Raw genomic sequence first — 26097 nt, forward strand, 5'->3', positions numbered from 1 at the left:
AGTATGGGTACGTGCACGATGGGGCGACGAAACCGAGAGTGCTGCTCGTCGAAGACGACCGCGAGCTGGCGGGCATGCTCGCCGAGCTGCTCGCGGACGAAGGCTATGAAACCGACGCGGCGCACGACGGCCAGCGGGGCCTGCACCTCGGGCTCACCGGACGGTACGACGTGATGATCATCGACCGCCGCCTCCCGGTGCTGGACGGCCTCGAACTGCTCGCCCGCCTGCGCGCGCAGGCGGTGACCACGCGCGTCCTCGTGCTTTCGGCGCTGGGCGAGCTCGCCGACCGCGTCGGCGGGCTCGACGCCGGCGCCGACGACTACCTCGTCAAGCCGTTCGAGGCCGAGGAGCTGCTGGCCCGGCTGCGCGCGCTCGGCCGCCGTGACCTGGAGGGCGCGGAGTGCCTTCCGCTCGGCGCGGCGGCCCTCGACCTGCAGCGGCACGAGGTCGTGCTGCCGCGAGGGGAGCGGATCACGCTGTCCGGACGGGAGTTCGAGCTGCTGCGGACGCTCGCGCAGCGGCCCAAGGCGATCCACCCGCGCGCGTCGCTGCGCACGAACGTCTTCGCCGACTCGACCGGGGAGTCCATTGTGGACACCTACGTGTACTACCTGCGGCGCAAGCTCGGCCGCGACGTCGTCCGGACCGTGCACGGCCTCGGCTACCAGCTCGGCGCGGTATGAGACCGGCCCCGGAGGAGCGGGCCCTGCGGCGGGCGCGGTGGGCGATCACCGCGCAGATCGCCGTCGTGGTGTCGATGCTGGTGGCCGTCGCGGGCGGGATCGCCTACGCGATGCTGCTGACCCGGCAGCACGCCGAGGCGGACCGCACGCTGGCCAGGACGGTCGAGCTGGGCCCGGCCGCGACCCCGCCCGGCTGCGTCTGGCTGTTCACCCCGGTCCTGCACGCGCCCGCGGGCAAACCGCCGGCCGGGATGCCGATCGTGGCGCTGGACGCGACCGTGCCCTCGCCCGGCGACGTCCACACGGAACGGCGCCCGATCGGCGGCATGACGTACACGATCCGCGTCGAGAACCGCGGCGGCGTCGTTTCGCAGGCGTACTTCGAAGAGCTGTACCAGATCCAGGACCGGTCGTCGCTGGTGTCCGGGCTCGTGGTCGCCGAGGTGCTGGCGCTGCTCGCGGCCGTGCTGTGTGGCCGCGTGCTGGCCTGCCGGGCGATCCGGCCCCTGGCCGACGCGCTGCGCCGGCAGCGGACGTTCGTGGCGGACGCGTCCCACGAGCTGCGCGCCCCGCTCACCCGGCTGCACACCCGCGCGCAGCTGCTGGCCCGGCGCGCGTCCGGCCGCGACGCGGAGGACCTCGAGCAGCTGGTCCGCGGCACGCGGGAACTCGGTGAGGTCGTCGAAGACCTGTTGCTGTCGGCCCAGGCGTGCGACCGGCCGGAGTTCGAGCTGGTGGAGCTGGGTGGCCTGGCCGAGGAAGCGGTGGCGGCGGAGGCGGTCCGCGCGGGGGAGGGCCAGGTCCGGCTCGCGGTGTCCCGGGAGCGCCGGCCGTACGTGGTCCAGGGCGTCCCGACAGCACTGCGGCGCGTGCTTTCGGCGCTGCTGGACAACGCGCTGGGCCACACGCCACCGGGCGGCTCGATCGAGGTGTGGCTGGGCGTCCCGGACGAAAGACACGTCGAGCTGCGCATCCGCGACACGGGCATCGGCTTCCCGTCGGCGGACGCGGAGCGGATTTTCGAGCGCTTCGCCCGAGGATCGGACGGCGACGGCCGCCGGTTCGGCCTGGGCTTGGCCCTGGTCCGCGAGGTGGTGACGGGCCACGGCGGCACGATCGCGGCGGACGGCCGCCTGGGCGACGGAGCCACGTTCACCCTCCGGCTCCTCCGCGCCGACCCCGCGTGATCAGGGCCGGTACCGCGCGGAGCTCAGGAGTAAGCGGATTTCCCGGGCCATCGCCGGGTCCAGGTCGTCGCAGGCGGCCTCGATCTCAGCTCGCAGCCGAGCCGACGGTTTCGTGTAGACGCCGGTGATGTGCTGGCGGCAGGCGTGGAGGTCTTGCTCGGCGTCGGCGCCCAGGTCCTCATCGGCCAGCACGGTGAGATCCGTGTGCAGGCGCAACCAGGTGTCGCGGTCGCGCAGCAGCGCCGCGGCCGCGCGTCGCGTGTGGAGCGGCCGGTCCGCGGCGAGCAAGCCCTGGAGCGTGGACACGTCGACGAACTTGCCGCGCAGGAACGCCACCACCTGGCGGGTCACCGCGGGCGACGGGTCCGTGAGCAGCGGCCGCACCGCCGTCGACTCCGGCGCGATCCGGCGCAGCCCGCGGACGGCGGCCCGCCGGATCCGGGGGCGCTCGTCGGTGAGGTGCCGTTCCAGCAGTCCGGCGTCTTCGGACGTCCCCGTCTCGCCGAGCCCGGCGAGCATGCCGAAGGAAACCGGCAGCGCGCGGTAGTGCGCGGCCGGGTCGCCGCCGGCCTTGCGCACCAGGGCCTGCGCCATCGAGCGCACGGCGGAGGCAGGGTCGGCCAAGTACGCCTCCGCGTGGCCGGCCAGGGTGAGTGCCCGCATCCGGACCTTCGGTGCTCCGCCCGCGAGCAGTTCCTCGACGCATTCGCCGCGGTCCAGCAACACGGTGCCGCACCGTGCGCGGACCACGAAGTCCTGGTCCCGCAACGAAATGTCCAGCAACCGCTCGCGGGACAAGAGCCCGATCGCTTCTCCGTGGACCCACCGGCGGGTCTCCCGGTCCGCGACCGCCAACGCGGCGTCGAGCAGCCGCGGAGTCAGCGCCTGCCGGAACAGGGTGGTCATCCAGTCGTCGACCTGGCGCCGGCGCAGCACGCCGATCAACGGCAGCATCGCGCGGAACGCCGGTTCGTCCAGTTTGGGCAGCACCAGCGACCGCGCGAGGTCCCGGACCGGCTCGACCCAGTCGACGCACCGGAGCAGCAGCAGGGGCACGGCCTCGGGATCGGTGCTCGTGGCCAGCCGCGCGACGGCGGCTTCGCGCAGGTGCCCGTCCCCGTCGCACGCGGCTTCGGCCAGCTCCTGCCGGGAAGGCCGGCGGCTCAGCCGCCCTTTTCGGCCGTACCACGACGCCCGCCGGACGGCGACGTCGAACTCGACCCACCGCCGCACGTCACCGGCGGCGAGCACGTCGAGGTCGGGCATCTCGGCTTCGAACACGTCCCCAGCGTGCCAGGGACGTCGAGCCGTTTTCAGCCCAGCAGGGCCTGGACCGCGGCGGGGGCGTCGGCGATCGCGACCGGGTTCTGCTCCCGCGTCGCGAGGCTGCGGACCGTGACGTTCCCGGCCGCCCAGTCGTCCTGGCCGACGATCACCACCGCGACCGCGCCCGCCTTGTCCGCACGGGTGAGCTCCTTGCCCAGCTTGCGGTGCTCGATCGGGGTCGACGTCCGGAGCCCCGCCGCGCGCAGCGACGACGCCACCGAGCGGGCCGCGTCCGAGAGGTCCTCGGTCACCGGGATCACCATGACGTCGACCTCGCTGCGGGGCGCCGGCGCCAGGCCGTGCGTCTCGAGGAAGTCGATCAGCGTCACGTCACCCATGCCGAACCCGATGCCCGGGATCTGCTGCGGCGTGAACATCGACGCGAGGTCGCTGTAGCGGCCGCCGCCGAAGAGGGCTCGGCGGTTCTCCGGTGAGGTGTCGAAGACCTCGAACACGGTCGACGTGTAGTACGCCAGCCCGCGCACGATCATCGGCTCGTACTTCACCAGGCTGCCCGCGCTGCTGTTCAGCACCTTCACGAGGTTCGACTGCTCGCGCACCTCGGCCGGCAGCTCGTCGAGCAGCGCTTCGCCCATGTCGAGCGTCTCGGCCAGCTTCTCGAACTGCTTGTCCGAAAGCCCGATCTCCGCGGCGCTCTCCGCCAGCTTCTCGCGCGGGTACTTCTCCCAGCGGTCGACCAGCGCGAACACCTGGGCCAGGTGGTCCTCGGACACCCCGGCGACGTCGGTGAGCGCCGACGTCAGCAGGTTCCGGTCGTTGACGCGCAGCACGAACATGTCCGGCGTCGCGCCCAGCGCGGCCATCATGTCGTGGACCAGCTCGAAGATCTCGATCTCGCAGTTGGCGCTGTCCGAGCCGAAGATGTCGGCGTTGATCTGCCAGTGCTCGCGCACGCGGCCGCGCTGCGGCGCCTCGTAGCGGTGGCAGTTCGGGTGGCTGTACCAGCGGACGGGGAACGACAGCGACTTCGCGCTCCCGGCGATCATCCGCGCCACCGACGGCGTCATCTCCGGGCGCAGCGCCAGCCGCCGCCCGCCCTTGTCGGTGAGGGTGTACAGCTGCTTGTCGGCCAGCTCCTGGCCCGACTTCCGCTCGTAGATCTCGGCCGATTCGAGGATCGGGCCGTCGTAGCGGAGGAAGCCGCGGCGCTCGAGGACGTCGTAGAGATGACCGAAGACCTGCGTGCGGACGGACATTTCGGCGGGCAGGAAGTCCCGGGTCCCCTTGTAGGGCGCGGTCGGCAGGTATTCAGGCACGTCACCCAGCTTAACGACCGGGTTCGTCAGGCGAAGGCGACCCCGTACGCGGTGAGCAGCGTGCCGGCCGCGAGGAGCACCGCGCCGGCGGATGTCACTCGGCCGCCGAGCTTGCCGCGGTCCGGGATCAGGTGCAGGAAGAAGCCCCCGGACTGGGCGAGGATCCCGAAGAGCAGCAGGAAGCAGGTGACCCAGAGGGTCGCGTCGGAGAGGGTCGTCCGGCCGAGGATCTGCAGCGCGACGAGGGCGAGGATCAGCAGGACGCCGGCGTGCGCGTGGCCGGCGCGGAACATGGCGCGCTGGTGTTCGGTGAGCTTCCGGTCGCGCAGGACGCCCATGAGCGCGTAGCCGCCGTACATGACGGTGGGGAGCGAAACCAGGGCGATCACGGTGAAGAGCTGGGTGGGGCCGTGCATCGGGGACTCCTTCGAGGTGGGCTGCGGCAACGATAACACTGTTTTAAAACGGTGTCACCAAAACAGGCATGCCCCGATCGGGAAGCTAGGCTTCGCGGCCTTGGGCCAGCACCAAGAGGGGGTTGCGCAGCGCGGCGAGCGAAGCGAGCGGGTCACCTTCGACGACCAGGACGTCCGCCGAGAGCCCGGCTTCCAGCCGTCCGGTCACGTCGGCCAGGCCCAGCCCCGCCGCGGAGTCGCAGGTGGCGATCTCCAAGATCCGGCGCCGGGGAAAACCGAGCCACTCGTACAGCTCCAGCGCGCCCACCGGGTCGTCGAACACCGACCCCGGCAGCCCCGCGTCCGTCCCCGCCAGCAGCCGGACGCCGTGCTCCTCGAGCCACGGCAGCCGCCCGTACATCGCCTGGGCCACCTCGTCGCCGAGCTTCTCGACGATCACCCGCCAGTTGCGGCTGCTCGTCGAGCACGCCGAGATGCCGTCGGCGGCCATGCGCGCGGCCACGGCATCGCGGCGGTCGAACGATCGCGGCCCGGTCAGGAAACTGCAGTGCTCGACCGTCGACACCCCGGCCGCAACCGCCGCCTCGATCGCGTCCGCGCCGTGGGCGTGGGCCGCCACCGGCAGCCCGTGGGAAGCCGCGTGGGACACCACCAACGCCAATTCGCGTTCGGAGAACTGGGATTCCCACATGTCCGCGCCACCCTCGGTGATCTGACCGCCGCTGGCCATCACCTTGATCACGTCCGCGCCCGCCGCCGCGTTCGCGTCGATCAGTTCGCGGATCGACGCGTCGGAAGAGACCGCGCCGCCGAAGAAGTGGCAGTGCCCGTCCGGGACCGTGATCGGCGGCCCCGACACCAGCAGCCGGGGCGCGGCCGAGCCGGCGAACGACCGGCGGACCGCCGCGCCCAGGTGGTCGCGGTCGCCGAGGTCCCGCACTGTCGTGACGCCGCTGCGCAGCATCGACGTCAGCCGCGAGCGCGCGCCCTCCAGGGGATCGCCGGAAGCGGAGAAGTGAGCCAGCATCTCCCGTGACGCGTCGAAAGCCAGGTGCACGTGGACGTTGAACAACCCGGCCAGCGCGGTACCGGTGGGGAAGTCGTGCCGCGCGGCGTCCGGCGCCGCCTGGGCGACGACGTCCGCGCGCGGACCGGCCGCCACGATCATCCCGTCACGCACCAGCACGGCGCCGTCTTCGACCGGCGCCGACGGCCGCGGCAGCACCCGGCCCGCGGTGATCAGGGTGTCCACGTCACGCCGTCCCGTTCGCCATCGCCGCCGACAGCGCGAGCAACGGCCGGACGTCGGATTCCATGTCGTCGGCCGGCGCGGGCAGCACCTGCTTGGCGTGGCCGTCGCTCTCTTCGCCGGCCGCGTGCCGCGCCAGCGCCGTCTTCAACGCGGCCGCGGCGGCCCCGGGATCCGTGGCGACGACCTCGCCGAAGTCCGCGGACAGGTACGGCGACAGCTGCACCAGGCCGTCCCGGATCTCGATCACCCGGCGGTAGTGCGCGCGGTGGATGCTGCGCGGGGAAAGGAGTTCGCCGCGCCGGCGCGGCGGGGTCCGCAGCACGATGCTGGGGAACGCCTGCACCAGGACCGTCCACAACGGACCGAGCGCCTGGTGTTCGCGGCGGTGCTGGCGGCGCCGGCGCAACGCCGACACGCGCGCGCTCACGCCCGGGTAGGTGACGCCGAGCAGGAACAGCATCCCGCCGACGATCACGAACGGCACCCCGAGCAGCAGCAGCACCTTGACGACCGGGCCGAACGCCCACGCCACCACGATGTACAGGGCGCGGCAGATGCTGCCCACGGCCGCGCAGGCCATGCCGGCCGCGCCCATCCGCAGCCCGATCCGCAGGTGCCGGTCGGCCACCCGCAGGTAGCGCACGATCCACGCGGTGCAGGCGATCAGGCCGTAGATCAGGTAGAGCCCGGCACCGAGGTAGAACAACGCGATCCCGGTGTCGTGGATGGTCGACGGCCCGAGCGGGAGACCGCGCAGCTCCGGCGCCGTCAGGGCCATCGTGACGATCATCAGCGTGATCGCCGCGGCCAGCGGCACCAGCTCCACCACCACCCGGCGGTAGCGGCGCGGCCCCAGCGTCGAGCCGAGGAAGAAGATCACCAGCGCGCACACGGCGCACGCCAGCAGCGCGTTGTTGGCCACGCGCGCCGCGCCGGCGCCGAAGACCGCGTCGATTTCGTCGGACACGACAGTCTGCTGCAGCAGGAACGCCGCGGCGAACCCGGCGATGCACGCGGTGACGGCCCAGTTCGGCACCGTCGGCGCGCGCTGCACCTGGTAGATCCGCCACGCCAATGCGGCGGCGAACAGCACCATCGCGAGAATGTTCACGGGGCTGAAAAGTGTGCTCACAACCACCCTTGGTGATCGCCGAGCGTCCCCTGGATCCGGCGGAGATCCCGGTCCGCAGCACGCCGCGGGATCGTGTAGTTCAGGACCGACGCCCACTCGAGGATGATGGTGGCGACGGTCTCGGCTTCCCACTCGTGCGCGTCATCGTAGGACGTCCGCCGCAGTGCGCGGTGTACTGCATCCGGGTCAAGATCCGGAGCGGGCCCGCGCAGGAAGTCGGCCGGCTCGGCGTCGCCGTGCGGGTGGTGGTCGGCCAGCATGTGCCCGAGCTCGTGCAGGATGATGTGATCCTGGTGGGATTTCGTCGTTTCGGCCTGGTAGAAGATGTAATCCGCCGAAGAGGTGGCGATCCAGCAGCCGAACGGCCCGGGCACCTCCAGCGGGTAGGGCATCAGCCGGATCGGCTTGCCCCGCTGGTCGCCCAGCCGCGCGCAGAGCACCTCGACGTCGAGCGGCGGGCCGATGTCGAGCTGCTTCAGCAGCTTGCGGCAGCGGCGGCGCAGCTCCCGTTCCCTCATCGCGCGGCGTCCTCCGGGTTCCGGCCTTCGCGTTCGGCCCGTTCGTAGCGCTCCACCAGTTCCAGCAGGTCCATCACCTGCCGCCGGCCCTGCGGCGAGAGTTCCTGCGCCCGCATCGCCATCAGCTGCGCTTCCCCGGCCGGGGGCGCGGCTGCCTCTTCGTCGAAGAAGTACGTGACGGGCACGCCGAACAGCTTCGCCAGGGCCTCGACATAGTGGATCTTCGGGTTGACGCGCTTGCCCGTGGCCAGCTGCTGCAGGTAGGCGGGCGACATCGCCGGCCCGCCGGCCCGCTCGACGGCGGCCGAGATCTCCCGGTAGCTGTGCGGCGCGCGGCCGTCCATCCGAGCGGCCTCGATCAGGGCGCTCAGGCGTTCCGCGAAGGTGCGTTCCCGTGCCATACCCGCCCCCTAGGTTTCCACCGTGAAAATTCTAGCCGGGAAACCACTGTACGCACATGTTGACAGCTATCGTATGCAGTGGTTTACAGTTGACGCGCCTCTCGTCTTGCTCTCCGTACCCTGGGGGTGTACGGAACCGCAAGACGAGAGGCCGTCGCGTCCGCCGGCTCGTCATGATCCGCGGTCTGTAGTACGCTTCAGCTGCCAAGGTCGAACGCTCTCGGGCGATCCCTTGGCCACGGCCTGTTGCCGGAGGTCGACCCCCAGGGCTTCCGGTGACAGGCCCCTTACTTTCTCAGGACCTTCTTTCAGGACATCAGCGTGGCGGCCAGCGTGCCACCCAGCTCGGTGCACGCTTCGAGGGTCTTCTTGTCCGGCTCGCCCGTGGTGATCACCGGGTCCGCCACCTTCTCCCAAGCCAGGCCCGTGGTGATGGAGAGCAGCTGGCGTTCCGTGCCCGCCGTGTCGCTGTTGCCGTGGATCCAGTAGCCGAACGGCCGGCCGCGCGTCGCGTCCAGGCACGGGTAGTAGACGGTGTCGAAGAAGTGCTTCAGCGCCCCGCTCATGCTGCCCAGGTTCGCCGGCGTGCCGAGCAGGTAGCCGTCCGCATCGAGGACGTCGGGAACGGTGGCGGCCAGCGCGGCCCGGCGGACCACCTCCACCCCCTCGACGTCCGGGTGCGTCGCGCCGGCCAGCACCGCCTCGAACAGCGCCTGCGTCGACGGCGACGGCGTGTGGTGCACGATCAGCAGCCTCGGCATCAGGCGAGCAGCTCCTCGACGGCCGTCCGCAACGCGGTCAGCTTGGCGTTCACGGCGTCGCGCGCTTCGGCCAGCGAACCCGTGACCGGCGCCACGACCTGCAGGTACGCCTTCAGCTTCGGCTCGGTGCCGGACGGGCGGACCACCACGCGCAGCCCGTCGCCGGTGAGCCGCAGCACGTCCGCGTCCGGCAGCAGGTCCTCCAGCGTCACGGTGACGCCGCCCAGCTCGGCCGGCGGCGTCTCCCGCACCTTCGCCATCAGCTGCCCGCGGACCGCGAGATCCGTGACCCGCAGCGAAACCTGGTCGGTGAGGTGGACGCCGTGGCGCTGCGCCAGCTCGTCGAGCACGTCCAGCGGAGTGCGTCCTTCGGCCTTCAGCCGGGCGGCGTAGCCGGCGGCCAGCGTCGCGGCGGCGATGCCGTCCTTGTCGCGCACGAAACCCGGGTTCACGCACAGGCCGAGCGCCTCTTCGTAGGCGAACACGAGCCCTTCGCCGGCGCGGACCAGCCACTTGAACCCGGTCAGCGTCTCGGCGTAGCGGGCGCCTTCGGCCTTCGCGATCTCGCCGAGCATCGACGACGAGACGATCGTCGTCGCGACCAGCGGATCCGGCAGGAGCGTCCGGTCTACTGTGGACAGTACGTACGAGCCGAGCAGCACGCCGGTCTCGTCGCCGCGCAGCATCCGCCACCCGCCGCCCGAGTCCCGGACGCCCAGCGCGCACCGGTCGGCGTCCGGGTCGAGCGCGACGGCCAGGTCGGCGTCCACATCGGACGCGAGCGCCAGCAGCAGGTCCGTCGCGCCCGGCTCTTCCGGGTTCGGGAACGACACGGTCGGGAAGTCGGGGTCCGGCGCGGCCTGGTCGGCCACCAGGTGCAGGTCGGTGAACCCGGCCCGCTCGAACGCCGCGCGCAGCGTGTCGGCGCCGACGCCGTGCAGCGCCGTCGCGGCCACCCGCACCGCGCGCTCGGCGCCCATCGGCAGCGTCGCGACCTCGTCGAGGTAGCGGTCCAGCAGGTCGACGACCTCGGCGCCAGGCGCCCGCGGCACGCTCACCGCGGCGGGCGCGGCCTGGATGGCGCGCTCGATCTCGCCGTCGGACGGCGGCACGATCTGGCCGCCGGTCGCGTCGTAGAGCTTGTAGCCGTTGTCGGCCGGGGGGTTGTGCGACGCGGTGATCTGGATCCCGGCCACCGCGCCGAGCCGGCCGACGGCGAACGCGAGCACCGGCGTCGGCAGCGGCTTGGGGAACACCTTGACGTCGAAGCCCGCCGCGGTGAGGACTTCGGCGGCGGCGGTCGCGAAGGCTTCCGAGCCGTGCCGCGCGTCACGGCCGATGACGACCAGCGCGCCCGCGTGCCCGTGCGCCTTCAGCCACTCCGCGACACCGGCCGTGGTCCGGGTGACGACGGCGACGTTCATCCCGTTCGGCCCGGCGCGCACCGGCCCGCGCAGGCCGGCGGTGCCGAACTCCAGGGGCCCGGCCATCCGGTCGGCCAGCTCGGCGGCCGCACCGGCCTCGCCGCCCATCGCGCGGGCGAGGACGTCCTGCAGTTCGGCGCGGGTGCTGTCGTCCGGGTCGTCGGCGATCCAGCGGAACGCGGCGTCACGCAGTGTGGAGGTCGAAGTCACCGCGCCAGCCTACGGGCTAGGGTCGGGGGAGTGCGCTTGCTCTTCACCTCACTGGGGTCCTTCGGTCACACGTTCCCGCTCGTCCCGCTGGCGGTCGCCGCGCGCGACGCGGGCCACGACGTCGTCTTCGCCACCTCGGAAGACTTCCTGCCCCAGCTGACGAAAGCCGGGCTCGAGACGGCGGCGGCCGGGCTCGCGATCCGCGACGCGTTCGGGCAGGCCTTCGCCGAGTCCGGGCCGCCGGGCCCGCGGCGCCCGCCCGGCGAGATCCCGCCGGAGGTGCTCGGGCCGATCGTCGCGAAGGTGTTCGGCGAGTTCATGCCGAAGCGGTTCGTCGCCGACCTGCTGCCGCTGTTCTCTCGTTTCCGGCCCGACCTCGTCGTCAGCGAATCCGGCAACTCGGGCGGTGCGTTCGCCGCGATGAAAGCCGGGATCCCGGTGGTGGCACACGGATTCGGCCGGGTGTCGATCGACGACCCGATGGTGTCGCGGATCCGCGACGCGATCCGCGCGCACGGCGCGGAGCTGGGCATCGACGTCGGCGAGGACCTGGCGTTCGGCGGCCCGTTCGTCGACATCTGCCCGGAGTCGGTGCAGGAGCCGGCGTTCCTGGCGCGCGCGACCCGCGTCCCGCTGCGGCCGGTCGGCTGGAGCGAGCCGGGCGAGCTGCCCGCGGGGGTGCTCGAGCGGTCGCGGCCGCTGGTCTACCTGACGCTCGGCACGGCGATGGGCCACGCGGGCGTGCTGGGCGCGGCGATCACCGGTCTGTCCGGTTTGGACGTCGACGTGCTGGTCGCGACGGGCCCGACGGTCGACCCGGCGGCGCTCGGCGAGGTGCCGGGCAACGTGCGGCTCGAGTCGTGGGTGCCGCAGTCGGAGCTGCTCCCGCACGTCGACCTGGTGGTCCACCACGGTGGCAGCGGCACGACGCTCGGCGCGTTCGGCGCGGGCCTGCCGCAGCTGCTCCTGCCGCAGGGCGCGGACCAGTTCAGCAACGCGGACGCGGTCCTGGCAGCCGGCGTCGGCTCCCGCTTGCTCGCCGCGGAGGTCACCGCCGACGCCGTCGCCACGACGGCGCGTCACCTGCTCACGGACACGTCGGTCCGCGACGCGGCCCGCACTTTGGCGGCCGAAGTCGCGGCCATGCCGTCCCCGGCCGAAGTGGCTGCCCAGCTCCCGACCCTGGCCTGAAGCGCCCCAATGTGGCCTTCGGTGCGTCTGACGCACCGAAGGCCGCCTTGGGTGCGTCAGACGCAACCAAGGCCACCTTGGGGCGCTGGGGTCAGGCCGGGCCGAGCAGCGCGAGCGACGCCCGTACCGCAACCTCCGTCATGTCCCCGGCGCGGCCGCCGTCCTCGACCGTGGTCGCGATCAGCTCTCGCAACCCGCCCAAGAGCATGATCGCCAGCTGGCGGGACGGCGGGCTGATGCCCGCCGCGCGCAGCTCCGGGGTGTCCGTCAACCGCTGGGTCATCGCGATGAACCCCTCCATCGCGTCACGCTGCAGGTCGCGGGCAGGCGCCCCCAACGCCGGGACGTCGCGGATCCAGCTCAGCGTGATCGCCGGCTCGGACTCCGCGCACGCGATCCACGCCTCGATCGCCTGGCGCACCTGAAGAGCCCACGGTGCGCGCGGGTCGACCGCGTCGGAGATCTGCTGGATCATCGCGCGGTTCGCGTCCGCCAGCAGCGCGATCAAGCACTCTTCACGGCTGGAGAAGTGCTCGTAGAACGTGCGGCGGGACGTGCGCGCGCGGCGGACGACGTCGGCGACCGTCGTTTCGCGGAAGCCGGCCTCGGTGATCGACGCGGCCAGGCCGTCCAGCAGCCGCTGGCGGCGGGTGTCGACGTCCACGACAGCCAAGTTACCGTCCTCCCTCTTGAAACGCGATGGTACACCGGCGTACCGTACCGATGGTACGTCCGCGTACCACCACTTTCGGGAGGGTCGATGACGACCATGACCAGCGCGGTGACGCTGCCGCCGGGGCCGACCGCGCCCCGCGCCGTCCAAGGCGCGTACGCGCTCACGCAACCGCTGCGGGGCATGCGGCGGCTCAAGGAGCGGTACGGGGACGCCTTCACCGTCAACGTGCCGATCTTCGGCCACGCCGTCGTGCTCAGCGATCCGGGCGAAATCAAGCAGCTCTTCACCTCCGGGCCCGACCTCGTCGACAACCTCGAGGTCAACCTCGGCCGGGTGCTCGGGCCGCACTCGATGTTCGCTCTCTCCGGCGCCGAGCACAAAAGGCAGCGCAAGCTCCTCGTGCCGCCCTTCCACGGCCGCCGGCTCGCCGCGTACGAGAAGATCGTCGAGGAAGAAACGATCCGCGAACTCGCGAGCTGGCCGGCCGGGAAAGCGTTCGCCACCCTGCCGTCGATGATGCGGATCACGCTCAACGCCATCCTCCGCGCGGTGTTCGGCGCCGAAGGGGCCGAGTTCGCCGAGCTGCGAAAGCTGCTCCCGCCGTTCGTCACCCTCGGCTCCCGGCTGGCCGTCGCGCCGATCTCCAAGAAGGGCCGCTTCAACCCGTGGCGCCGCTTCGAACGGATGCGCCGCGAGTACGACGCGATCGTCGACCGCCTGATCGCGAAGGCCCGCCCGGACGGCGACGACGTCCTCGCGATGATGCTGCAGACCCGCTACGACGACGGCTCCGGGCTGAGCCGCGACGAGATCGCCGACCAGCTCCTCACCCTCCTCACGGCCGGGCACGAAACCACCGCGACGACGCTGGCCTGGGCCGTCGAACGCCTCCGCCGTCATCCCGCGCTGCTGAAGGAACTGCAGGAAGACGACGGCAAGCTGCTCGACGCCACGATCCTCGAGGTCCAGCGCACCCGCCCGGTCATCGACCTGACCGCCCGGCAGGTCAAGCAGGACGGCTTCCGGCTGGGCCGCTGGACGCTGCCGAAGGGGTACGCGGTCCTCGTCAGCATCGCCCTGATCCACGACGACGACGCGGTGTTCCCGCACGCGGCCACGTTCGACCCGCACCGCTTCGAAGGCGCGCGCCCGGACCTCTACCAGTGGATCCCGTTCGGCGGCGGCACGCGGCGCTGCCTCGGCGCGGCGTTCGCGACCATGGAGATGACCGTCGTGCTGCGGACCCTGCTGCGGGACTTCACGCTGGTGCCGACGACCGCGCCCGGCGAACGCCGGCACTCGCGGGGCGTCGCCTACGCCCCCGCCAAGGGCGGCCGCGCGGTCGTGCGCCGCCGAACCACCGGAGGAGAGCAGTGACCGAAGAGATCGCCGACGCCGGCCGGGGCATTTCCCTGGCGTACGAACGGATCGGGGACCGCGGCGCCGAGCCGCTGGTCCTCGTCGCCGGGCTGGGCCAGCAGCTGCACAGCTGGCCGGACGCGTTCTGCGCGCAGCTCGCCGAGCGCGGCTTCGAGGTCGTCCGGTTCGACAACCGCGACGCCGGGCGCTCGACGCACCCGCGCTTCCGGCCCGCGAGCCTCCCCGGCATGTTCGCGGGCCGGTTCCCCGCGCAGCAGTACGACCTGACGGACATGGCCGCCGACACCATCGGCCTGTTCGACGCCCTGGACCTCGAGACCGCGCACATCGCGGGCGTCTCCATGGGCGGCATGATCGCCCAGACGGTCGCGGCGCTGCACCCGGACCGGATTCGCACCCTGACGTCGATCATGTCGACGACCGGGTCGCGCCTGCTCGGCCGTCCCGCGTTCTCGACGCTGCGGATGATGGGCGCGAAGCCGCCGAAATCCCGTGAGGAGGCAGTCGAAAGCGCCATCCGGATGTTCCGGCACATCGGCTCCCACGGCTTCCCGTTCGACGAGGCCCGGGTCCGCGAGCTGGCCGGGACGGGCTGGGACCGTGACCCGACGGCCGGCGGCGTGGGCCGCCAGCTCGGCGCGATCCTCAAGTCGGGCAACCGGACGCCGCTGCTGCGGAAGATCACCGCGCCGACGCTGGTGATCCACGGCGACCGCGACCGGATGGTCCACCCCACCGGCGGCGCCGCCACGGCCCGCGCCATCCCCGGCGCCCGTCTCGAAACCGTCCGCGGCATGGGCCACGACCTGCCCGAAGGCGCGTGGCCCACGATCCTCGACCTCATCGACAAGCACGCGAGGAGCAGCGATGTCACGGCCCCGTAGTGCCGATCCGACCCAAAGCAGGCGGAAACGGTCCGTAGGCGATCTGCGCGAGGCGACGGTTTCCGCCGTGGCTGCCGTCCGATCGGCACCTGAACGGCCCAGCATCACCGGCCGCCCGGTGGTGATCACCGGCGCCGCCTCCGGCATCGGCCGCGCGCTGGCCACCCGGCTGTCCCGGCTCGGCGCACCGGTCGCCCTCGCCGACGTCGACGCGGACGGGCTGAAGGCCACCGCGGCTGCGCTGCACGGCCGCGTGCTCACGCGGGTGCTCGACGTCCGCGACGCGGAAGACCAGCTCCGGTTCGCCGCCGAGGTGCGCGAGTGGCTCCCGGCACCGCTGGCCGCGGTCTTCAACAACGCCGGCGTCGCGGTCACCTCGAGCGTGCTCGACGCGGTACCCGAGGACGACGACTGGCTGCACGACATCAACTTCCGCGGGGTGGTGCACGGGACGCGGGCGTTCCTGCCGATCCTCCTCGAGCAGGGAGAAGGCGCGATCGTCAACACCTCCAGCGTGTACGGCCTGCTCGGAGTGCCTTACCAGAGCGCGTACTGCGCGGCGAAGTTCGCCGTCCGCGGCTTCACCGAGTCGCTGCGGCAGGAGCTGGCCGGCAGCGCGGTCCGCGCGATCACCGTCCACCCGGGCGGGATCACGACGAACATCGCGCGCAACGCCCGGGTGCGCCAGGACCCCGCCGGGCTGGGCCGCAGCCGCGAAGAGATGGCCGCGCAGTTCGAGGCCATGACGATGACGTCGCCGGACAAGGCCGCGGCGATCATCCACACCGGCGTCGACCGCGGCAAGGCCCGCATCCTCGTCGGCCCCGACGCCTACCTGTTCGACGCGCTCGCCCGCGTCACCCCCACCCACTACAACGCCGTGCTGACGCGCCTGCTGAGGCGCCCGCGGCGGACGGAGGCCATCCGATGACCGAGCACGTCGATGTCCTGATCGTCGGGGCCGGGCTGTCCGGCGTCGGCGCGGCCCACCACCTGCGCACGGCGTTCCCGCGCAAGACGTACGCGATCCTCGAAGCGCGCGACGCCATCGGCGGCACGTGGGACCTCTTCCGCTACCCGGGCGTGCGGTCCGACTCGGACATGCAGACCCTCGGCTACCGGTTCCGCCCGTGGACCAGCGAGAAGGCCATCGCCGACGGCCCGTCGATCCTGCAGTACGTCCGGGACACCGCCGCCGACGCCGGGATCGACCGGCACATCCGGTTCGGGCACCGGGTCGTTCGCGCCCAATGGTCCACAGAGGACGCACTGTGGACGGTCGAGGCCACGCGCGACGGCGAGCCCGTCCTCTTCACCGCGAAGTTCCTCTACCTGTGCAGCGGCTACTACGACTACGCGGGCGGTCACACGCCGGAGTTCCCCGGCATCGAGGACTTCGGCGGCACCGTCGTGCACCCGCAGCACTGGCCCGAGGACCTGGACTACGCCGGCAAGAAGGTCGTCGTGATCGGCAGCGGCGCGACGGCCGTGACGCTGGTGCCGGCCATGACCGACCGCGCCGAGCACGTCACGATGCTGCAGCGCTCCCCCACCTACATCCTTTCGCTGCCGTCGGAGGACGCGCTGGCCAACCGGCTGCGCGGCCTGCTCGGCCCGAAGCTGGCGTACCCGATCGCGCGGTGGAAGAACGTCGCGGTGAGCACGCTGATCTACCAGCTCAGCCGGCGCCGCCCGGGCGTGGTCAAGGCGATGATCCGCAAGGCCGCGATGAAGCAGCTGCCGCCCGGGTACGCCGTCGACACCCACTTCAAGCCGCGCTACCAGCCCTGGGACCAGCGGCTGTGCCTGGTGCCGGACGGCGACCTGTTCCGCTCGATCAAGCGCGGGGACGCCTCGGTGGTCACCGACCGGATCGCGTCGTTCACGAAGGACGGGATCCGCCTGGAGTCCGGTGACGAGCTGCCCGCGGACGTCGTCGTCACGGCCACCGGGCTGCGGCTGCTGGCCTTCGGCGGCATCGACCTCGTCGTCGACGGCGACCCCGTCAAGCTGCCGGAAACCATGGCCTACAAGGGGATGATGCTCAGCGGCGTGCCGAACTTCGCGTTCACGATCGGCTACACGAACGCGTCGTGGACGCTCAAGGCCGATCTCGTCGGCGAGTACGTCGTCCGGCTGCTGCGGCACCTCGACCGGAACGGCTACGACCAGTGCGTGCCGGTCAACGACGACCCGGCGGTCACCGAGCGGCCGCTGCTCGACTTCGACTCGGGGTACGTGCTGCGGGCGATCGACGAGTTCCCGAAGGCCGGCTCGCGGGCGCCGTGGACGCTCGGCATGAGTTACGCGCACGACGTCGTCAAGCTGCGGCACGGCCGGATCGACGACGGCGCGCTCCGCTTCTCGCGACGACGGGCGGGAGCGGGCAGACTGAGCGCATGACGCTTTGCACTCTGCTTGTCCGGGGTCGCTGACATGCACTCCGCCGGACTCGTGCTGCACCCCCGCCGTGACTCGGCGGCCGCCGTCGAAGCCGTGCTCGGCTGGGCGGGCAAGCGGAACATCGAGATCCTCGGCATCGCCGACGAGATCGTCCGCCTGAACTGCGCGGCGATCGGGGTGACGCCCGAGGAGCTCGGCCGGCGGTCCGACCTGGTCGTCAGCCTGGGCGGGGACGGCACGATGCTGCGCGCCATGCGGCTGGCCGACGGCCAGCGCGCGCCGGTGCTCGGGGTGAACCTCGGCAAGCTGGGCTTCCTGGCCGAGGTCGACGTCCCGGACCTGCCCGGCGCCCTCTCGGCCATCGACGACCACCAGTTCACGGTGGAGCCTCGACTGGCCGTGGACGCCGTGCTGGCGGGGCGCCGGATCACCGCGTTCAACGACATCGCGGTGGTGCGCGTGCCGGGCGACGGCAGCGCGGTCGTCGCGGTCCACGTCGGAGGCCAGCAGTTCGTCAGCTACTCGGCGGACGCGGTGGTCGTCGCCACCCCGACCGGTTCGACGGCGTACAGCTTTTCGGCCGGCGGCCCGATCACCAGCCCGTCGGTCGAGGCGCTGCTGGTCACGCCGGCGGCGCCGCACTCCGCGTACAGCCGGGGCATCGTGCTGTCGGTCCACGACGAGGTGACCCTGGAACTGCTGCCGACCAGCGGCCGGCTGGCGGTCGAGGTCGACGGCCAGGTCGAGGGGTACGTCTCCCCCGGCGACCGCCTCGACCTGCACGCCCGGCCCAGCGCGGCGCGGGTCGTCCGGCTCGGGATGACGACGTTCTACCAGCGGGCGCGCCGCAAGCTCCGGCTGACGGATTCGGCGGAGATCCCCCAGGACGGCGACCACTGACCCAGGCGGAGCTTTCCGTGACAGCTCCGCCTGAGAGGCGTCAGTGACGCGGGTCACATCTCGGGCGTGTCCCGCTATGATCACGGAAAGGTCACAGGTAGCGTCCCCGGCTTGCGCCTGAACCAGCCGAGCCGTCGCGGAGTGTCTTAACGCATGCTGTCCCCTTCACCGGTCCTTCCCTCGCTCCGCGCCCGGCTGCTCGTGCCGGGAGCCCTGACCGCCTTCGCCGGCGCCGTCGTCCTGCTGGCCGTGCTGCACCTCGACCGGCGGCTAGCGCCGCTCGACCCGGTCAGCACGATGCTCAGCGACTACGCGCTGAGCCCGGGCCGCTGGATGTGGGACGGCGCGCTGCTGCTCACCAGCACCGGCTCGGCGCTGCTGCTGGTCGCGCTCTACCGCCGCGGCCTGCTGGCCAACCCGGCGCTGGTGGCGGCGAAAGCACTGTGGTGCCTCAGCCTGCTCGCGGTGGCGATTTTCGCGAAGGATCCCCAGGGCGGCGCCATCACGGCCACCGGCAAGATCCACCTCTACGCCTCGGCCGTGACGTGCCTCAGCCTCCCGGTCGTGGGCTGGGCCTTGGGCCGCCGCCACCGCGACGACCCGCGCTGGCGGCGGTTCGCCCGCTGGTCACGCCGGCTGGCGCTGGCGGCGATCCCGTTCTACCTGCCGTTCATCGTGCCGTTCGCGGTCAACGTCGTCCTCGGCGGTCACCTGCCGACCGTGGCGACGGGCCTGGTCGAGCGGCTGATGATGGTCCTGGAGATCGCGCTGCTCGCGGTGCTCGGCCACTGGGCCCACCGGGCGATGCGTGCCGGGGTTCAGCTCCGCGCGTAGGCCGTGATCCGCCCGACGTCCGGTGCGGGCGCCGGCATCCGCAGCCGGCCGTTGCCGATGCCCCGCTGCCGCAGCGCTTCCTTGATCCCTTCGACGGTGCCGCCCAGCGCCGCGAGGACCTCGTCCGCCCGCGCCTGAGCCGCCCGCTCGGCTTCGCCGTTCCCCTCGTCGACCGCGACCGCCAGGTCCCGGAACGGCTCCGGGAACGCCGCGGAGAGGCCCGAAACGATGCCGGCCCCGCCGGCGCGGGCGACCGCCGCCAGCTCCGTGTCGGCTCCCGAGTAGAACCGCGCGTCCGGCAGGGCTGCCCGGAAGGCCGCGAACTCCGCGGCCGCCGCACCGGACAGCTTGCCGCCCGGCAGGCCCGTCTCGGCGAACTCCCGCGGGGTCACGGTGACGCCGGTGCGGTCCGGGAAGAGGTAGCCGTAGACGTCCGCGGCCCCGGCGGCCTCGCGCACGGCGGCGAAGTGCCGCCGGACGGCCTGGGCGTCGGCGGGCAGGTAGTACGGCGTGATCACGGCCAGGCGCGTCGCCCCCGCGCCCAGCGCGTCCTCGGCCAAGGTGATCGCTTCGCGCGTGCTCGCCGCGCCCACGTGCACGATCGTCCGGTCCGGGCCGAACACCGCCAGCGCGAGTTCGGTGAGCAGCCGGCGCTCGGGCCGGTCGAGGGCGGGGAACTCCCCCGTCGTCCCGGCGACGAAGACGCCGTCGACGCAGCCGTGCAGCCACGTCAGGAGCGCGCGGTTGGCCGCCTCGTCCAGCGCGCCGTCGTCGCGGAAGAGGGTCGGGGCGGCGGACACGACTTCAGCTCGCGCCATCGGCGTCTCCCGGCTGGTCGCGGGTGCGGTGCAGGAGCCAGTCGCGGTCGGTCCGGATCAGCGCGTACCGAACCGATTCCGTCCGGCCGTGCAGGGTGAACAGGATCCGCTTGTCCGTCCGGTCGTGCTCTTCCCACCAGCCCGTGTCCGCGACCTTCTTCGTGTCGTCCTCGTAGGCGAGGTGGTCCATCGCGTGGTCGGGCACCGCGACCGCGAGCCGGTTGCCCGCGGAATCCGGCGGAAGGCCGCGCGGCACGGCCCACGACCGCAGCACGCCGTCCTCCTCCAGCCGGAGGTCGAAGTGGTGCCGCGGGCGCCAGTGCTCGTGCAGGACGAAGGCCGGTCTCACGCTCCCACCATGCCAGAACGGTAAGCCACTACCCGGTTTCCGCCCGTTCAAACCGGCCATCCGAGGACTTGACCGAATCCAGAAAAGCGCGGACGGTGGGGTCCATGAGCGATGCGACCACCACGCTGCGGGCCGCCGGCCTGCGCGTCACCGCGCCCCGGCGGGCGGTGCTCACGTGGCTGACCGGGCATCCTCATTCCACAGTGGACGAAATCGGCACCGGGGTCCGCTCGGTGCTGGGATCCGTGTCCACCCAGGCGGTCTACGACGTCCTGGGCGCGTGCGCGGAGGCCGGCCTGATCCGGCGGATCGAGCTGCCGGGACACCCGGCCCGCTTCGAACGGCGGGCCGGGGACAACCACCACCACGTCGTGTGCCGTCACTGCGGGCGGACGGAGGACGTCGACTGCGTGGTCGGCGCGGTCCCGTGCCTGACCCCGGGCGACGCACACGGCTTCCTGCTCGACGAAGCGGAAGTGGTCTTCTGGGGCGTCTGCCCCGGCTGCCTTACCACCACTTCCCGGAAAGCGACACCATCGTGACGCAGTCCCACCCCCGACCGACCACCACCGACGCCGGCATCCCGGTCGAGAGTGACGAACACTCGCTCACGGTCGGCGCCGACGGCCCGATCCTGCTGCACGACAACTACCTCATCGAGCAGATGGCGCAGTTCAACCGCGAACGCGTCCCCGAGCGGCAGCCGCACGCCAAGGGCAGCGGCGCGTTCGGGCGGTTCGAGGTGACCGGTGACGTCAGCGCTTACACGAAGGCCGCCGTGTTCCAGCCGGGCACGAAGACCGACCTGCTGGTCCGGTTCTCCACCGTCGCCGGCGAGCGGGGCAGCCCCGACACCTGGCGTGACCCGCGCGGCTTCGCGGTGAAGTTCTACACCAGCGAAGGCAACTACGACATGGTCGGCAACAACACGCCGGTCTTCTTTCTGGACGCTGTCGCCGGAGTCGGCGCACCAGGTGACGTGGCTGATGGGCGACCGCGGGATCCCGCGCACCTGGCGCCACATGAACGGCTACAGCTCGCACACCTACATGTGGGCCGACGCCGCCGGTGAACGGTTCTGGGTGAAGTACCACTTCAAGACCGACCAGGGTGTCGAGACGTTCACCCAGGACGAAGCCGACCAGATGGCGTCGGCCGACACCGACTACCACACGCGTGACCTGTACGAGGCGATCGAGCGCGGCGACCACCCGGGCTGGACGCTCAAGGTGCAGGTCATGCCCTTCGACGACGCCAAGAACTACCGGTTCAACCCGTTCGACCTGACGAAGGTGTGGCCGCACGGCGACTACCCGCTGATCGACGTCGGCCGGATGACGCTCGACCGCAATCCGACCGACCACCACGCCGAGATCGAGCAGGCGGCGTTCGAGCCGAGCAACCTGGTGCCGGGCATCGCCGCGAGCCCGGACAAGATGCTGCTCGGCCGGCTGTTCTCCTACCCGGACGCGCACCGCTACCGGATCGGCGCGAACTACAAGCAGCTGCCGGTCAACGCGCCCGTCGCCCCCGTGCACAGCTACAGCAAGGACGGCGCGCTGCGGTACACGAAGGTGTCGGACCCGGTGTACGCGCCGACTCGAAGGGCGGCCCGCAGGCCGACGTGGCCGAGTACGGGCAGCCTTCGGGCTGGCACACCGACGGCGACATGGTCCGCACGGCGTACACGCTGCGCGAAGAGGACGACGACTGGGGCCAGGCCGGCACGATGGTCCGCGAGGTGTTCGACGAGGACGCCCGCGGCCGGCTGGTCGACAACGTCGTCGGGCACCTGCTCAACGGCGTGAGCGAGCCGGTGCTGGCGCGCGCTTTCGACTACTGGCGCAACGTCGACAAGGACGTCGGCGACCGGATCGAGTCGGGTGTGCGCGCCAAGCAGGACGGGACCGACCCGAAGGCCGCGGACCAGGGCAACCCGGCGCGGTCGGCCATGCAGCGCAAGGCCTGACGGCCCGGGAGCGGACGCGGACCCGGTGGGCACCTGCCGGGTCCGCGTGCTTTACCTTGGCCTCTTCGGGGAGGTGGGCCGGGTGAGCGTCACCAATGCCGTGTTGCCCGGCTGCGCCGCGGCGGCCCTGCTGGTCTTCGCGGTCCGCCTGGCCCGCGAACCGCGCCGGCTCGGCAACGCCGTCTGGCTCGGGCTGGCACTGTTGCTGATGGGATTGTGGCTGCTGCGCGCGGCCCTGCACCTGGAGTGGTTGACGCCGATCCTGGCCGGGGTGGTGGCGGTCGTCGGGATCATCGTCGCGGTGGTGCTGCCGGGTGCGTTGATCGCCAACGGCGTCCGGATGGTGCGGCGCGAAGGCCGGGCTCTCGCGAACCTGCTCTCGTTCCTGCTCGGCGTCGGCATCCTGGTGCTCGAAGGGCTGTTCTTCGTGCCGCTCGGCCGGTGGGGATCGGCCCTGGTGGCCACGGCGGCGGCGCTCGCCTGCTACTTCGGCTTCCTGTTCGCGTCCCTGCTCGGGTATTCGATCCTGTACGGCAGGCTGCGGCGGCGCACGGGGTTCGACGCGATCATCGTCCTGGGCTGCGGCCTGGCCGGCGACCGGGTGACGCCGCTGCTGGCCGCGCGGCTCGACCGCGCGATCCGGCTGTACGAACGGGAAACGGCTCCCCCGCTGCTGGTGGTGTCGGGCGGGCGCGGGCCCGGGGAGACGACGACCGAAGCCGAAGCGATGGACGAATACCTGCGCGCGCGGGGAATCCCGGCCGACCGGATCCGCCGCGAGGACCGCGCGACGACGACCGAGGAGAACCTCGAGTTTTCCGCGGAACTGCTCGGCGGCGCGCGGGCGCACCGGGTGCTGGCGGTCACCAGCAACTACCACGTCTTCCGCACGGCGGTGGAGTGCCGCCGCCTGGGCCTCCCGTTCGACGCGACGGGCGCGCCGACGGCCCGCTACTTCCTGCCGAGCGCACTGCTGCGCGAGTTCGCGGCGCTGATCCTCCACTACCGGCGCACGACGATCGCGGCGTGCACGCTCATCATCGGCGGTGGGTTGACGCTGGCGGTCTTCGCCTAGGCGGGCACGGCGGCGACCCCGGGCTGCTGCTGACGATGCGCGCCAGCCGGGCCCGGCTCCTCGCGTCTGCCTGGCTGGGCCCGACTGCGACCGTCACCGGCGCCTCGCGCCTGCCTAGCCGGGCACGGCGGCGACCGCCTCGACCTCCACCGCGTAGTCCGGCCCCGCCAGCGCCGCCACGACCGCCAGAGTCGAGGCCGGAAAGTCGCCGTCCGGGAACCAGCGCGCGAACACCTCGGCCTGCGCGGCGCGGAACCCGGCGAGGTGCTCGGTGCCCGCGACCAGCGTCAGCAGCTTGACGATGTGCTCCGGCCTCGCGCCCTCCGCTGCGAGAAGGGCTTCGAGGTTGGCGAAGATCTGCCGTCCCTGTGCTTCGGCGTCCGCCCCGGCGAGGGTGCCGTCTGCTCCCACGCCGAGCTGGCCGGCGAGGAAGACGAGCCGGTGCCCGGCGGGCACCTCGGCCAGGTGGCTGTACCGCCCGAGCGGCGGCGCGACGGTTTCCGGGTTCCAGCGGCGCGGTTTCACGCCGTTCATGATCGCAGACCCGGCTTCCGCGGCGGCCCCGGTTCGCGGTAGGTTGACTTGCAGATCTAGTTTGCCGAATAAACTAGTCACCATCTGGGGAGACGATGACCGAACCCACCGCGCTGCTCGACGAGATCTCCCGCCTGCGCGCCCGGACGCGGGCGGACCGCCACGCGTACGTGCCGCCGTTGTTCCTCTTCGGGATCCTCGTGTTGCTCGCTCCACTGTGGGCGGAAGGCGGACCACCCCGCTTCGAAGTCGCGCACGTCTGGTTCGGCACGCCACTGCAGCTCTACTGGCTCGCCGCGGTCGTCGGCGGATTCCTGGTCACCGCCGCGTGGTACCTGCACCGCGGCACGCGCAGCGGGGTGCGGACGCCGGTCCGCGGCTATCTCGCCATCGGACTCGTGGGCGTCCTCGCGATCTCGTTCGGGTTCCCGGTGGTCGAGTCCTTTGCCTACCGGGTCGCGCGGGCGCCGTTCGCCCGGCCGTCGTTCACGGTCCCGGTCGCGGTCGCCGCCGTGCTCGCCCTCGGCGGTGCGCTGTGGCTGCGGCCGAGGCTCCGCCACCAGGGCATCGCGACGGCGGCCGCGATGGTCTCCGGTCTCGTCGCCCTCGCGATGCTCGACCTCCGGTTCGCGCCGGCGCGGCCCTACGCGCCACTCGTCACGATCGCGCTCGGCCTGATCGGGCTCGCATGGCTCGAACGCAGCCGGGTGCTCGGCGTGATCAGCGGGCTCTTCGCCGCCGCGGCGCTGCTGGCGAACTTTTCCACCATGCAGAGTGTGTTCTTCCACCTCGGCGTGTTCGCGCGGTTCGAAGGCGAGACCACGACAGCGTTCATGAACACGGTGCTGCCGGGTCTCGTGCTGCTCGCCGGCGGGGCGTTCGCGGCCTGGCACGAGTGGCGGGCCCGCGCATGAGCGAGCACCCCGCGGCGGGCCTCGACGAGACCGTCCACCAGCGGCACCGGCTCGGCATCCTGACCATCACGGCCGAAGCCGGGAAGGTCGACTTCGGGTACCTGCGCCGGACTCTGGACATGACGGCCGGGAACCTGTCGCGCCACGTCACGATCCTCGAGGAAGCCGGGCTGATCGACGTCGAGAAGGGGTACGAGGGCAAGCGGCCCCGCACGTGGATCACGATCAACCCGGCCGGCCGGCGGGCGCTGTCCGCGGAGGTGGCTGCGTTGCGGGCACTGGTATCGGCGATCGAACGCGCGACCCCTGAGCCGCCGGTGTCACTTGTGGACTCCCCGCCCTCCTTGCGGTGATCCGGTCGGCAACCGGGAGTTGTGGCGGGCAAACGCCAGCCGTATAGATCGTTATACGGAAGCGTCGTCAGGGGAACCGGGAGCCTGCTGCCGAGCGCATCGCCAAGCCGTGCCGCTCCGGCGGGATCGGCAGGGATCCCTGGCTCGGCGGCCACAGCGTCACCGCCGGGACCTCGCGCAGCTGGGCGCGGAGCTTCTGCAGCGGCAACGGGCGGCGTCGGGTCAGCAACGTCGTCGTGCGGGGGTGCAGGTCCACGCACGGGTAGGTCGCGTGCAGCGCCGCCAGCCGGTGCTCCAGGTTCCGGCTGCGGGCGGTCAGCTCCGGCGCCGGTACCGCCGGCTGGATCACCAGGAACTCCCCCGGGCCGAGCCGGACCGCGCGGTCGAGCGGGCGCAGGCCCTGACGGAGCAGGTCGGCGATGTTCTGCTCCGTGTGCATGCGGACGCGGGCGCCGTGGCGCCGTTCGACGGTGGTGAGGTCGTCGACCGCCACCAGCACCAGGCCGAGCGGCACCGTGTCGGTCGCGGCGCCGAGCCACCGCGTGAGGCCCGCCAGGGTTTCGAGGCCGGTGTCCGGGTCGACGGCCGGGCCCGTCACCGCCGGTGCCGACGCGCGCGCCTCGTCCAGCCGGGCCGCCACGTGCCGCAGGGCCGCCTCCGCGCGGCTTTCGACGTCGACCGCTGCCGGAGCCTGCACCGAAGCCAGGACCTCACCGACCTTCCGGCGGACCGCCGGGGGCAGCCGGTCGCCCATCGCGTCGCGGAGCCGGACGACCTCCGCGTACGCCTCGTCGCGGCGCAGCCCCCAGCGGCCGCGGAACAGCCGCGCCCGCTCGACCGACGACGCCTGCGGATCGATCTCGTCCAGGTCCTGCGCGACGACCGAGGCCCCGAACGTCGGCGACAGCACCGCGACCGACCACTCCCGCGCCATCGGCTCGTCGGGGCGCAGCAGCACCGGCGTGACGCCGCGCGGGAGGTCGGGCCGGCCGGAGTCGACCATGCCGACGACCGTGACGGCCGCCTTCCGCGCGATCCGCGCGTACACGTCGCGTTCTCGTTCGAAGTACGGCAACCGCTGGAACAGCGCGAACACCACGGTGTCGGCGCCCGTTCCGCCGGCGAGCGCGGCGCGCTCGACCGCGTGGGACGCGGTCACCAGAGCGCGTTTGGACAGCACGCCAGCGCACTGATCTGCGTCGGGCACGGAGGATCGCCTTCGCCGGG

The 26097-nt window shown here is 72.3% G+C and carries 28 protein-coding genes and 1 pseudogene; 15 read left to right on the forward strand and 14 right to left on the reverse strand.

Annotated elements, in window-relative coordinates; all coding sequences use genetic code 11:
• The first annotated feature begins 38 nt into the window (after positions 1 to 38).
• Positions 39 to 686 (forward strand): response regulator transcription factor, encoded by a 648-nt coding sequence (locus ACZ4TR_RS45315; RefSeq protein WP_364518140.1) that lies wholly within the window; start codon positions 39 to 41, stop codon positions 684 to 686.
• Positions 683 to 1873 (forward strand): sensor histidine kinase, encoded by a 1191-nt coding sequence (locus ACZ4TR_RS45320; RefSeq protein WP_465294823.1) that lies wholly within the window; start codon positions 683 to 685, stop codon positions 1871 to 1873. The genes ACZ4TR_RS45315 and ACZ4TR_RS45320 overlap by 4 nt, the downstream gene beginning before the upstream one ends.
• On the opposite strand, the gene ACZ4TR_RS45325 is transcribed toward ACZ4TR_RS45320, so the two are convergent.
• From ACZ4TR_RS45325 to ACZ4TR_RS45365, 9 genes are all read right to left on the reverse strand, one after another.
• Positions 1874 to 3154, reverse strand: a complete 1281-nt coding sequence (locus ACZ4TR_RS45325) for a HEAT repeat domain-containing protein (protein ID WP_465294825.1) — start codon at positions 3152 to 3154, stop codon at positions 1874 to 1876.
• Positions 3155 to 3186: 32 nt separating this feature from the next.
• Positions 3187 to 4476, reverse strand: coding sequence for a histidine--tRNA ligase (hisS, locus tag ACZ4TR_RS45330; protein WP_364517934.1), 1290 nt, complete (start codon positions 4474 to 4476; stop codon positions 3187 to 3189).
• Between the two features lie 26 nt (positions 4477 to 4502).
• On the reverse strand, positions 4503 to 4892 hold the full coding sequence (locus ACZ4TR_RS45335) for a hypothetical protein (RefSeq protein WP_465294827.1): 390 nt from the start codon (positions 4890 to 4892) through the stop codon (positions 4503 to 4505).
• Positions 4893 to 4977: 85 nt separating this feature from the next.
• Positions 4978 to 6144 carry an amidohydrolase family protein gene (locus ACZ4TR_RS45340; RefSeq protein ID WP_465294829.1) on the reverse strand — a complete coding sequence of 389 codons (1167 nt, stop codon included), beginning with the start codon at positions 6142 to 6144 and terminating at the stop codon, positions 4978 to 4980.
• Position 6145: 1 nt separating this feature from the next.
• Complete coding sequence (locus ACZ4TR_RS45345; RefSeq protein ID WP_465294831.1) at positions 6146 to 7276, reverse strand: MAB_1171c family putative transporter; 1131 nt, start codon at positions 7274 to 7276, stop codon at positions 6146 to 6148.
• Positions 7273 to 7794, reverse strand: a complete 522-nt coding sequence (locus ACZ4TR_RS45350) for a hypothetical protein (RefSeq protein ID WP_465294833.1) — start codon at positions 7792 to 7794, stop codon at positions 7273 to 7275. The genes ACZ4TR_RS45345 and ACZ4TR_RS45350 overlap by 4 nt, the downstream gene beginning before the upstream one ends.
• Positions 7791 to 8195: a helix-turn-helix transcriptional regulator gene (locus ACZ4TR_RS45355; RefSeq protein ID WP_364517924.1), complete on the reverse strand. Its 405-nt coding sequence runs from the start codon at positions 8193 to 8195 to the stop codon at positions 7791 to 7793. The genes ACZ4TR_RS45350 and ACZ4TR_RS45355 overlap by 4 nt, the downstream gene beginning before the upstream one ends.
• 308 nt (positions 8196 to 8503) lie before the next feature.
• A complete protein-coding gene (locus ACZ4TR_RS45360; protein WP_465294835.1) occupies positions 8504 to 8956 on the reverse strand; it encodes a flavodoxin family protein in 453 nt (150 codons plus the stop codon).
• Complete coding sequence (locus tag ACZ4TR_RS45365) at positions 8956 to 10590, reverse strand: phospho-sugar mutase (protein ID WP_465294837.1); 1635 nt, start codon at positions 10588 to 10590, stop codon at positions 8956 to 8958. The genes ACZ4TR_RS45360 and ACZ4TR_RS45365 overlap by 1 nt, the downstream gene beginning before the upstream one ends.
• Before the next feature lie 30 nt (positions 10591 to 10620).
• On the opposite strand from ACZ4TR_RS45365, the gene ACZ4TR_RS45370 reads away from it, so the two are divergent.
• On the forward strand, positions 10621 to 11781 hold the full coding sequence (locus tag ACZ4TR_RS45370; protein WP_465294839.1) for a glycosyltransferase: 1161 nt from the start codon (positions 10621 to 10623) through the stop codon (positions 11779 to 11781).
• A gap of 91 nt (positions 11782 to 11872) precedes the next feature.
• Here the strand turns inward: ACZ4TR_RS45370 and ACZ4TR_RS45375 are convergent, their stop codons facing one another.
• Positions 11873 to 12454 (reverse strand): TetR/AcrR family transcriptional regulator, encoded by a 582-nt coding sequence (locus tag ACZ4TR_RS45375; RefSeq protein WP_364523879.1) that lies wholly within the window; start codon positions 12452 to 12454, stop codon positions 11873 to 11875.
• Between the two features lie 87 nt (positions 12455 to 12541).
• On the opposite strand from ACZ4TR_RS45375, the gene ACZ4TR_RS45380 reads away from it, so the two are divergent.
• The 6 genes from ACZ4TR_RS45380 to ACZ4TR_RS45405 all read left to right on the forward strand — a co-directional run bounded on the left by ACZ4TR_RS45380 (position 12542) and on the right by ACZ4TR_RS45405 (position 18858).
• A complete protein-coding gene (locus ACZ4TR_RS45380; protein WP_465294841.1) occupies positions 12542 to 13834 on the forward strand; it encodes a cytochrome P450 in 1293 nt (430 codons plus the stop codon).
• Positions 13831 to 14721 (forward strand): alpha/beta fold hydrolase, encoded by an 891-nt coding sequence (locus tag ACZ4TR_RS45385; protein WP_465294843.1) that lies wholly within the window; start codon positions 13831 to 13833, stop codon positions 14719 to 14721. The genes ACZ4TR_RS45380 and ACZ4TR_RS45385 overlap by 4 nt, the downstream gene beginning before the upstream one ends.
• Positions 14722 to 14788: 67 nt before the next feature.
• Positions 14789 to 15652, forward strand: coding sequence for an SDR family NAD(P)-dependent oxidoreductase (locus ACZ4TR_RS45390; protein WP_465294845.1), 864 nt, complete (start codon positions 14789 to 14791; stop codon positions 15650 to 15652).
• The gene (locus ACZ4TR_RS45395; protein ID WP_465294847.1) at positions 15649 to 17124 is read left to right on the forward strand and encodes a flavin-containing monooxygenase; all 1476 of its coding nucleotides are present in this window, start codon (positions 15649 to 15651) and stop codon (positions 17122 to 17124) included. Before ACZ4TR_RS45390 ends, ACZ4TR_RS45395 begins: the two co-directional genes overlap by 4 nt.
• A 33-nt stretch (positions 17125 to 17157) precedes the next feature.
• Positions 17158 to 18024, forward strand: coding sequence for an NAD(+)/NADH kinase (locus ACZ4TR_RS45400; RefSeq protein WP_465294849.1), 867 nt, complete (start codon positions 17158 to 17160; stop codon positions 18022 to 18024).
• 153 nt (positions 18025 to 18177) lie between these two features.
• On the forward strand, positions 18178 to 18858 hold the full coding sequence (locus ACZ4TR_RS45405; protein ID WP_465294851.1) for a DUF998 domain-containing protein: 681 nt from the start codon (positions 18178 to 18180) through the stop codon (positions 18856 to 18858).
• On the opposite strand, the gene ACZ4TR_RS45410 is transcribed toward ACZ4TR_RS45405, so the two are convergent.
• On the reverse strand, positions 18843 to 19676 hold the full coding sequence (locus ACZ4TR_RS45410; protein WP_465294853.1) for a dihydrodipicolinate synthase family protein: 834 nt from the start codon (positions 19674 to 19676) through the stop codon (positions 18843 to 18845). The genes ACZ4TR_RS45405 and ACZ4TR_RS45410 overlap by 16 nt on opposite strands.
• Positions 19663 to 20025, reverse strand: a complete 363-nt coding sequence (locus tag ACZ4TR_RS45415) for a DNA polymerase ligase N-terminal domain-containing protein (RefSeq protein WP_364523896.1) — start codon at positions 20023 to 20025, stop codon at positions 19663 to 19665. Before ACZ4TR_RS45415 ends, ACZ4TR_RS45410 begins: the two co-directional genes overlap by 14 nt.
• Before the next feature lie 104 nt (positions 20026 to 20129).
• On the opposite strand from ACZ4TR_RS45415, the gene ACZ4TR_RS45420 reads away from it, so the two are divergent.
• From ACZ4TR_RS45420 to ACZ4TR_RS45435, 4 genes and pseudogenes are all read left to right on the forward strand, one after another.
• Positions 20130 to 20567 (forward strand): Fur family transcriptional regulator, encoded by a 438-nt coding sequence (locus ACZ4TR_RS45420; RefSeq protein ID WP_465294855.1) that lies wholly within the window; start codon positions 20130 to 20132, stop codon positions 20565 to 20567.
• Positions 20564 to 21833, forward strand: a pseudogene (locus ACZ4TR_RS45425) (catalase). Before ACZ4TR_RS45420 ends, ACZ4TR_RS45425 begins: the two are co-directional and overlap by 4 nt.
• Positions 21767 to 21994, forward strand: a complete 228-nt coding sequence (locus ACZ4TR_RS45430; RefSeq protein WP_465294857.1) for a catalase-related domain-containing protein — start codon at positions 21767 to 21769, stop codon at positions 21992 to 21994. Before ACZ4TR_RS45425 ends, ACZ4TR_RS45430 begins: the two are co-directional and overlap by 67 nt.
• Before the next feature lie 82 nt (positions 21995 to 22076).
• Complete coding sequence (locus ACZ4TR_RS45435; protein WP_465294859.1) at positions 22077 to 23069, forward strand: YdcF family protein; 993 nt, start codon at positions 22077 to 22079, stop codon at positions 23067 to 23069.
• Positions 23070 to 23183: 114 nt separating this feature from the next.
• Here ACZ4TR_RS45435 and ACZ4TR_RS45440 read toward each other — a convergent pair whose 3' ends face one another.
• A complete protein-coding gene (locus ACZ4TR_RS45440; RefSeq protein ID WP_465294861.1) occupies positions 23184 to 23594 on the reverse strand; it encodes a RidA family protein in 411 nt (136 codons plus the stop codon).
• 104 nt (positions 23595 to 23698) lie between these two features.
• Here ACZ4TR_RS45440 and ACZ4TR_RS45445 point away from each other — a divergent pair, with 104 nt between their 5' ends.
• Together ACZ4TR_RS45445 and ACZ4TR_RS45450 are read left to right on the forward strand one after the other, a co-directional pair.
• Positions 23699 to 24517, forward strand: a complete 819-nt coding sequence (locus ACZ4TR_RS45445) for a hypothetical protein (protein ID WP_465294863.1) — start codon at positions 23699 to 23701, stop codon at positions 24515 to 24517.
• A complete protein-coding gene (locus ACZ4TR_RS45450) occupies positions 24514 to 24870 on the forward strand; it encodes a transcriptional regulator (RefSeq protein WP_465294865.1) in 357 nt (118 codons plus the stop codon). Before ACZ4TR_RS45445 ends, ACZ4TR_RS45450 begins: the two co-directional genes overlap by 4 nt.
• 67 nt (positions 24871 to 24937) lie before the next feature.
• Here the strand turns inward: ACZ4TR_RS45450 and ACZ4TR_RS45455 are convergent, their stop codons facing one another.
• Entirely contained in the window at positions 24938 to 26077 is a 1140-nt protein-coding gene (locus ACZ4TR_RS45455) for a DICT sensory domain-containing protein (RefSeq protein ID WP_465294867.1), read from the reverse strand.
• Positions 26078 to 26097: the final 20 nt, after the last annotated feature.

The sequence above is a fragment of the Amycolatopsis sp. NPDC028719 genome (assembly GCF_055565395.1).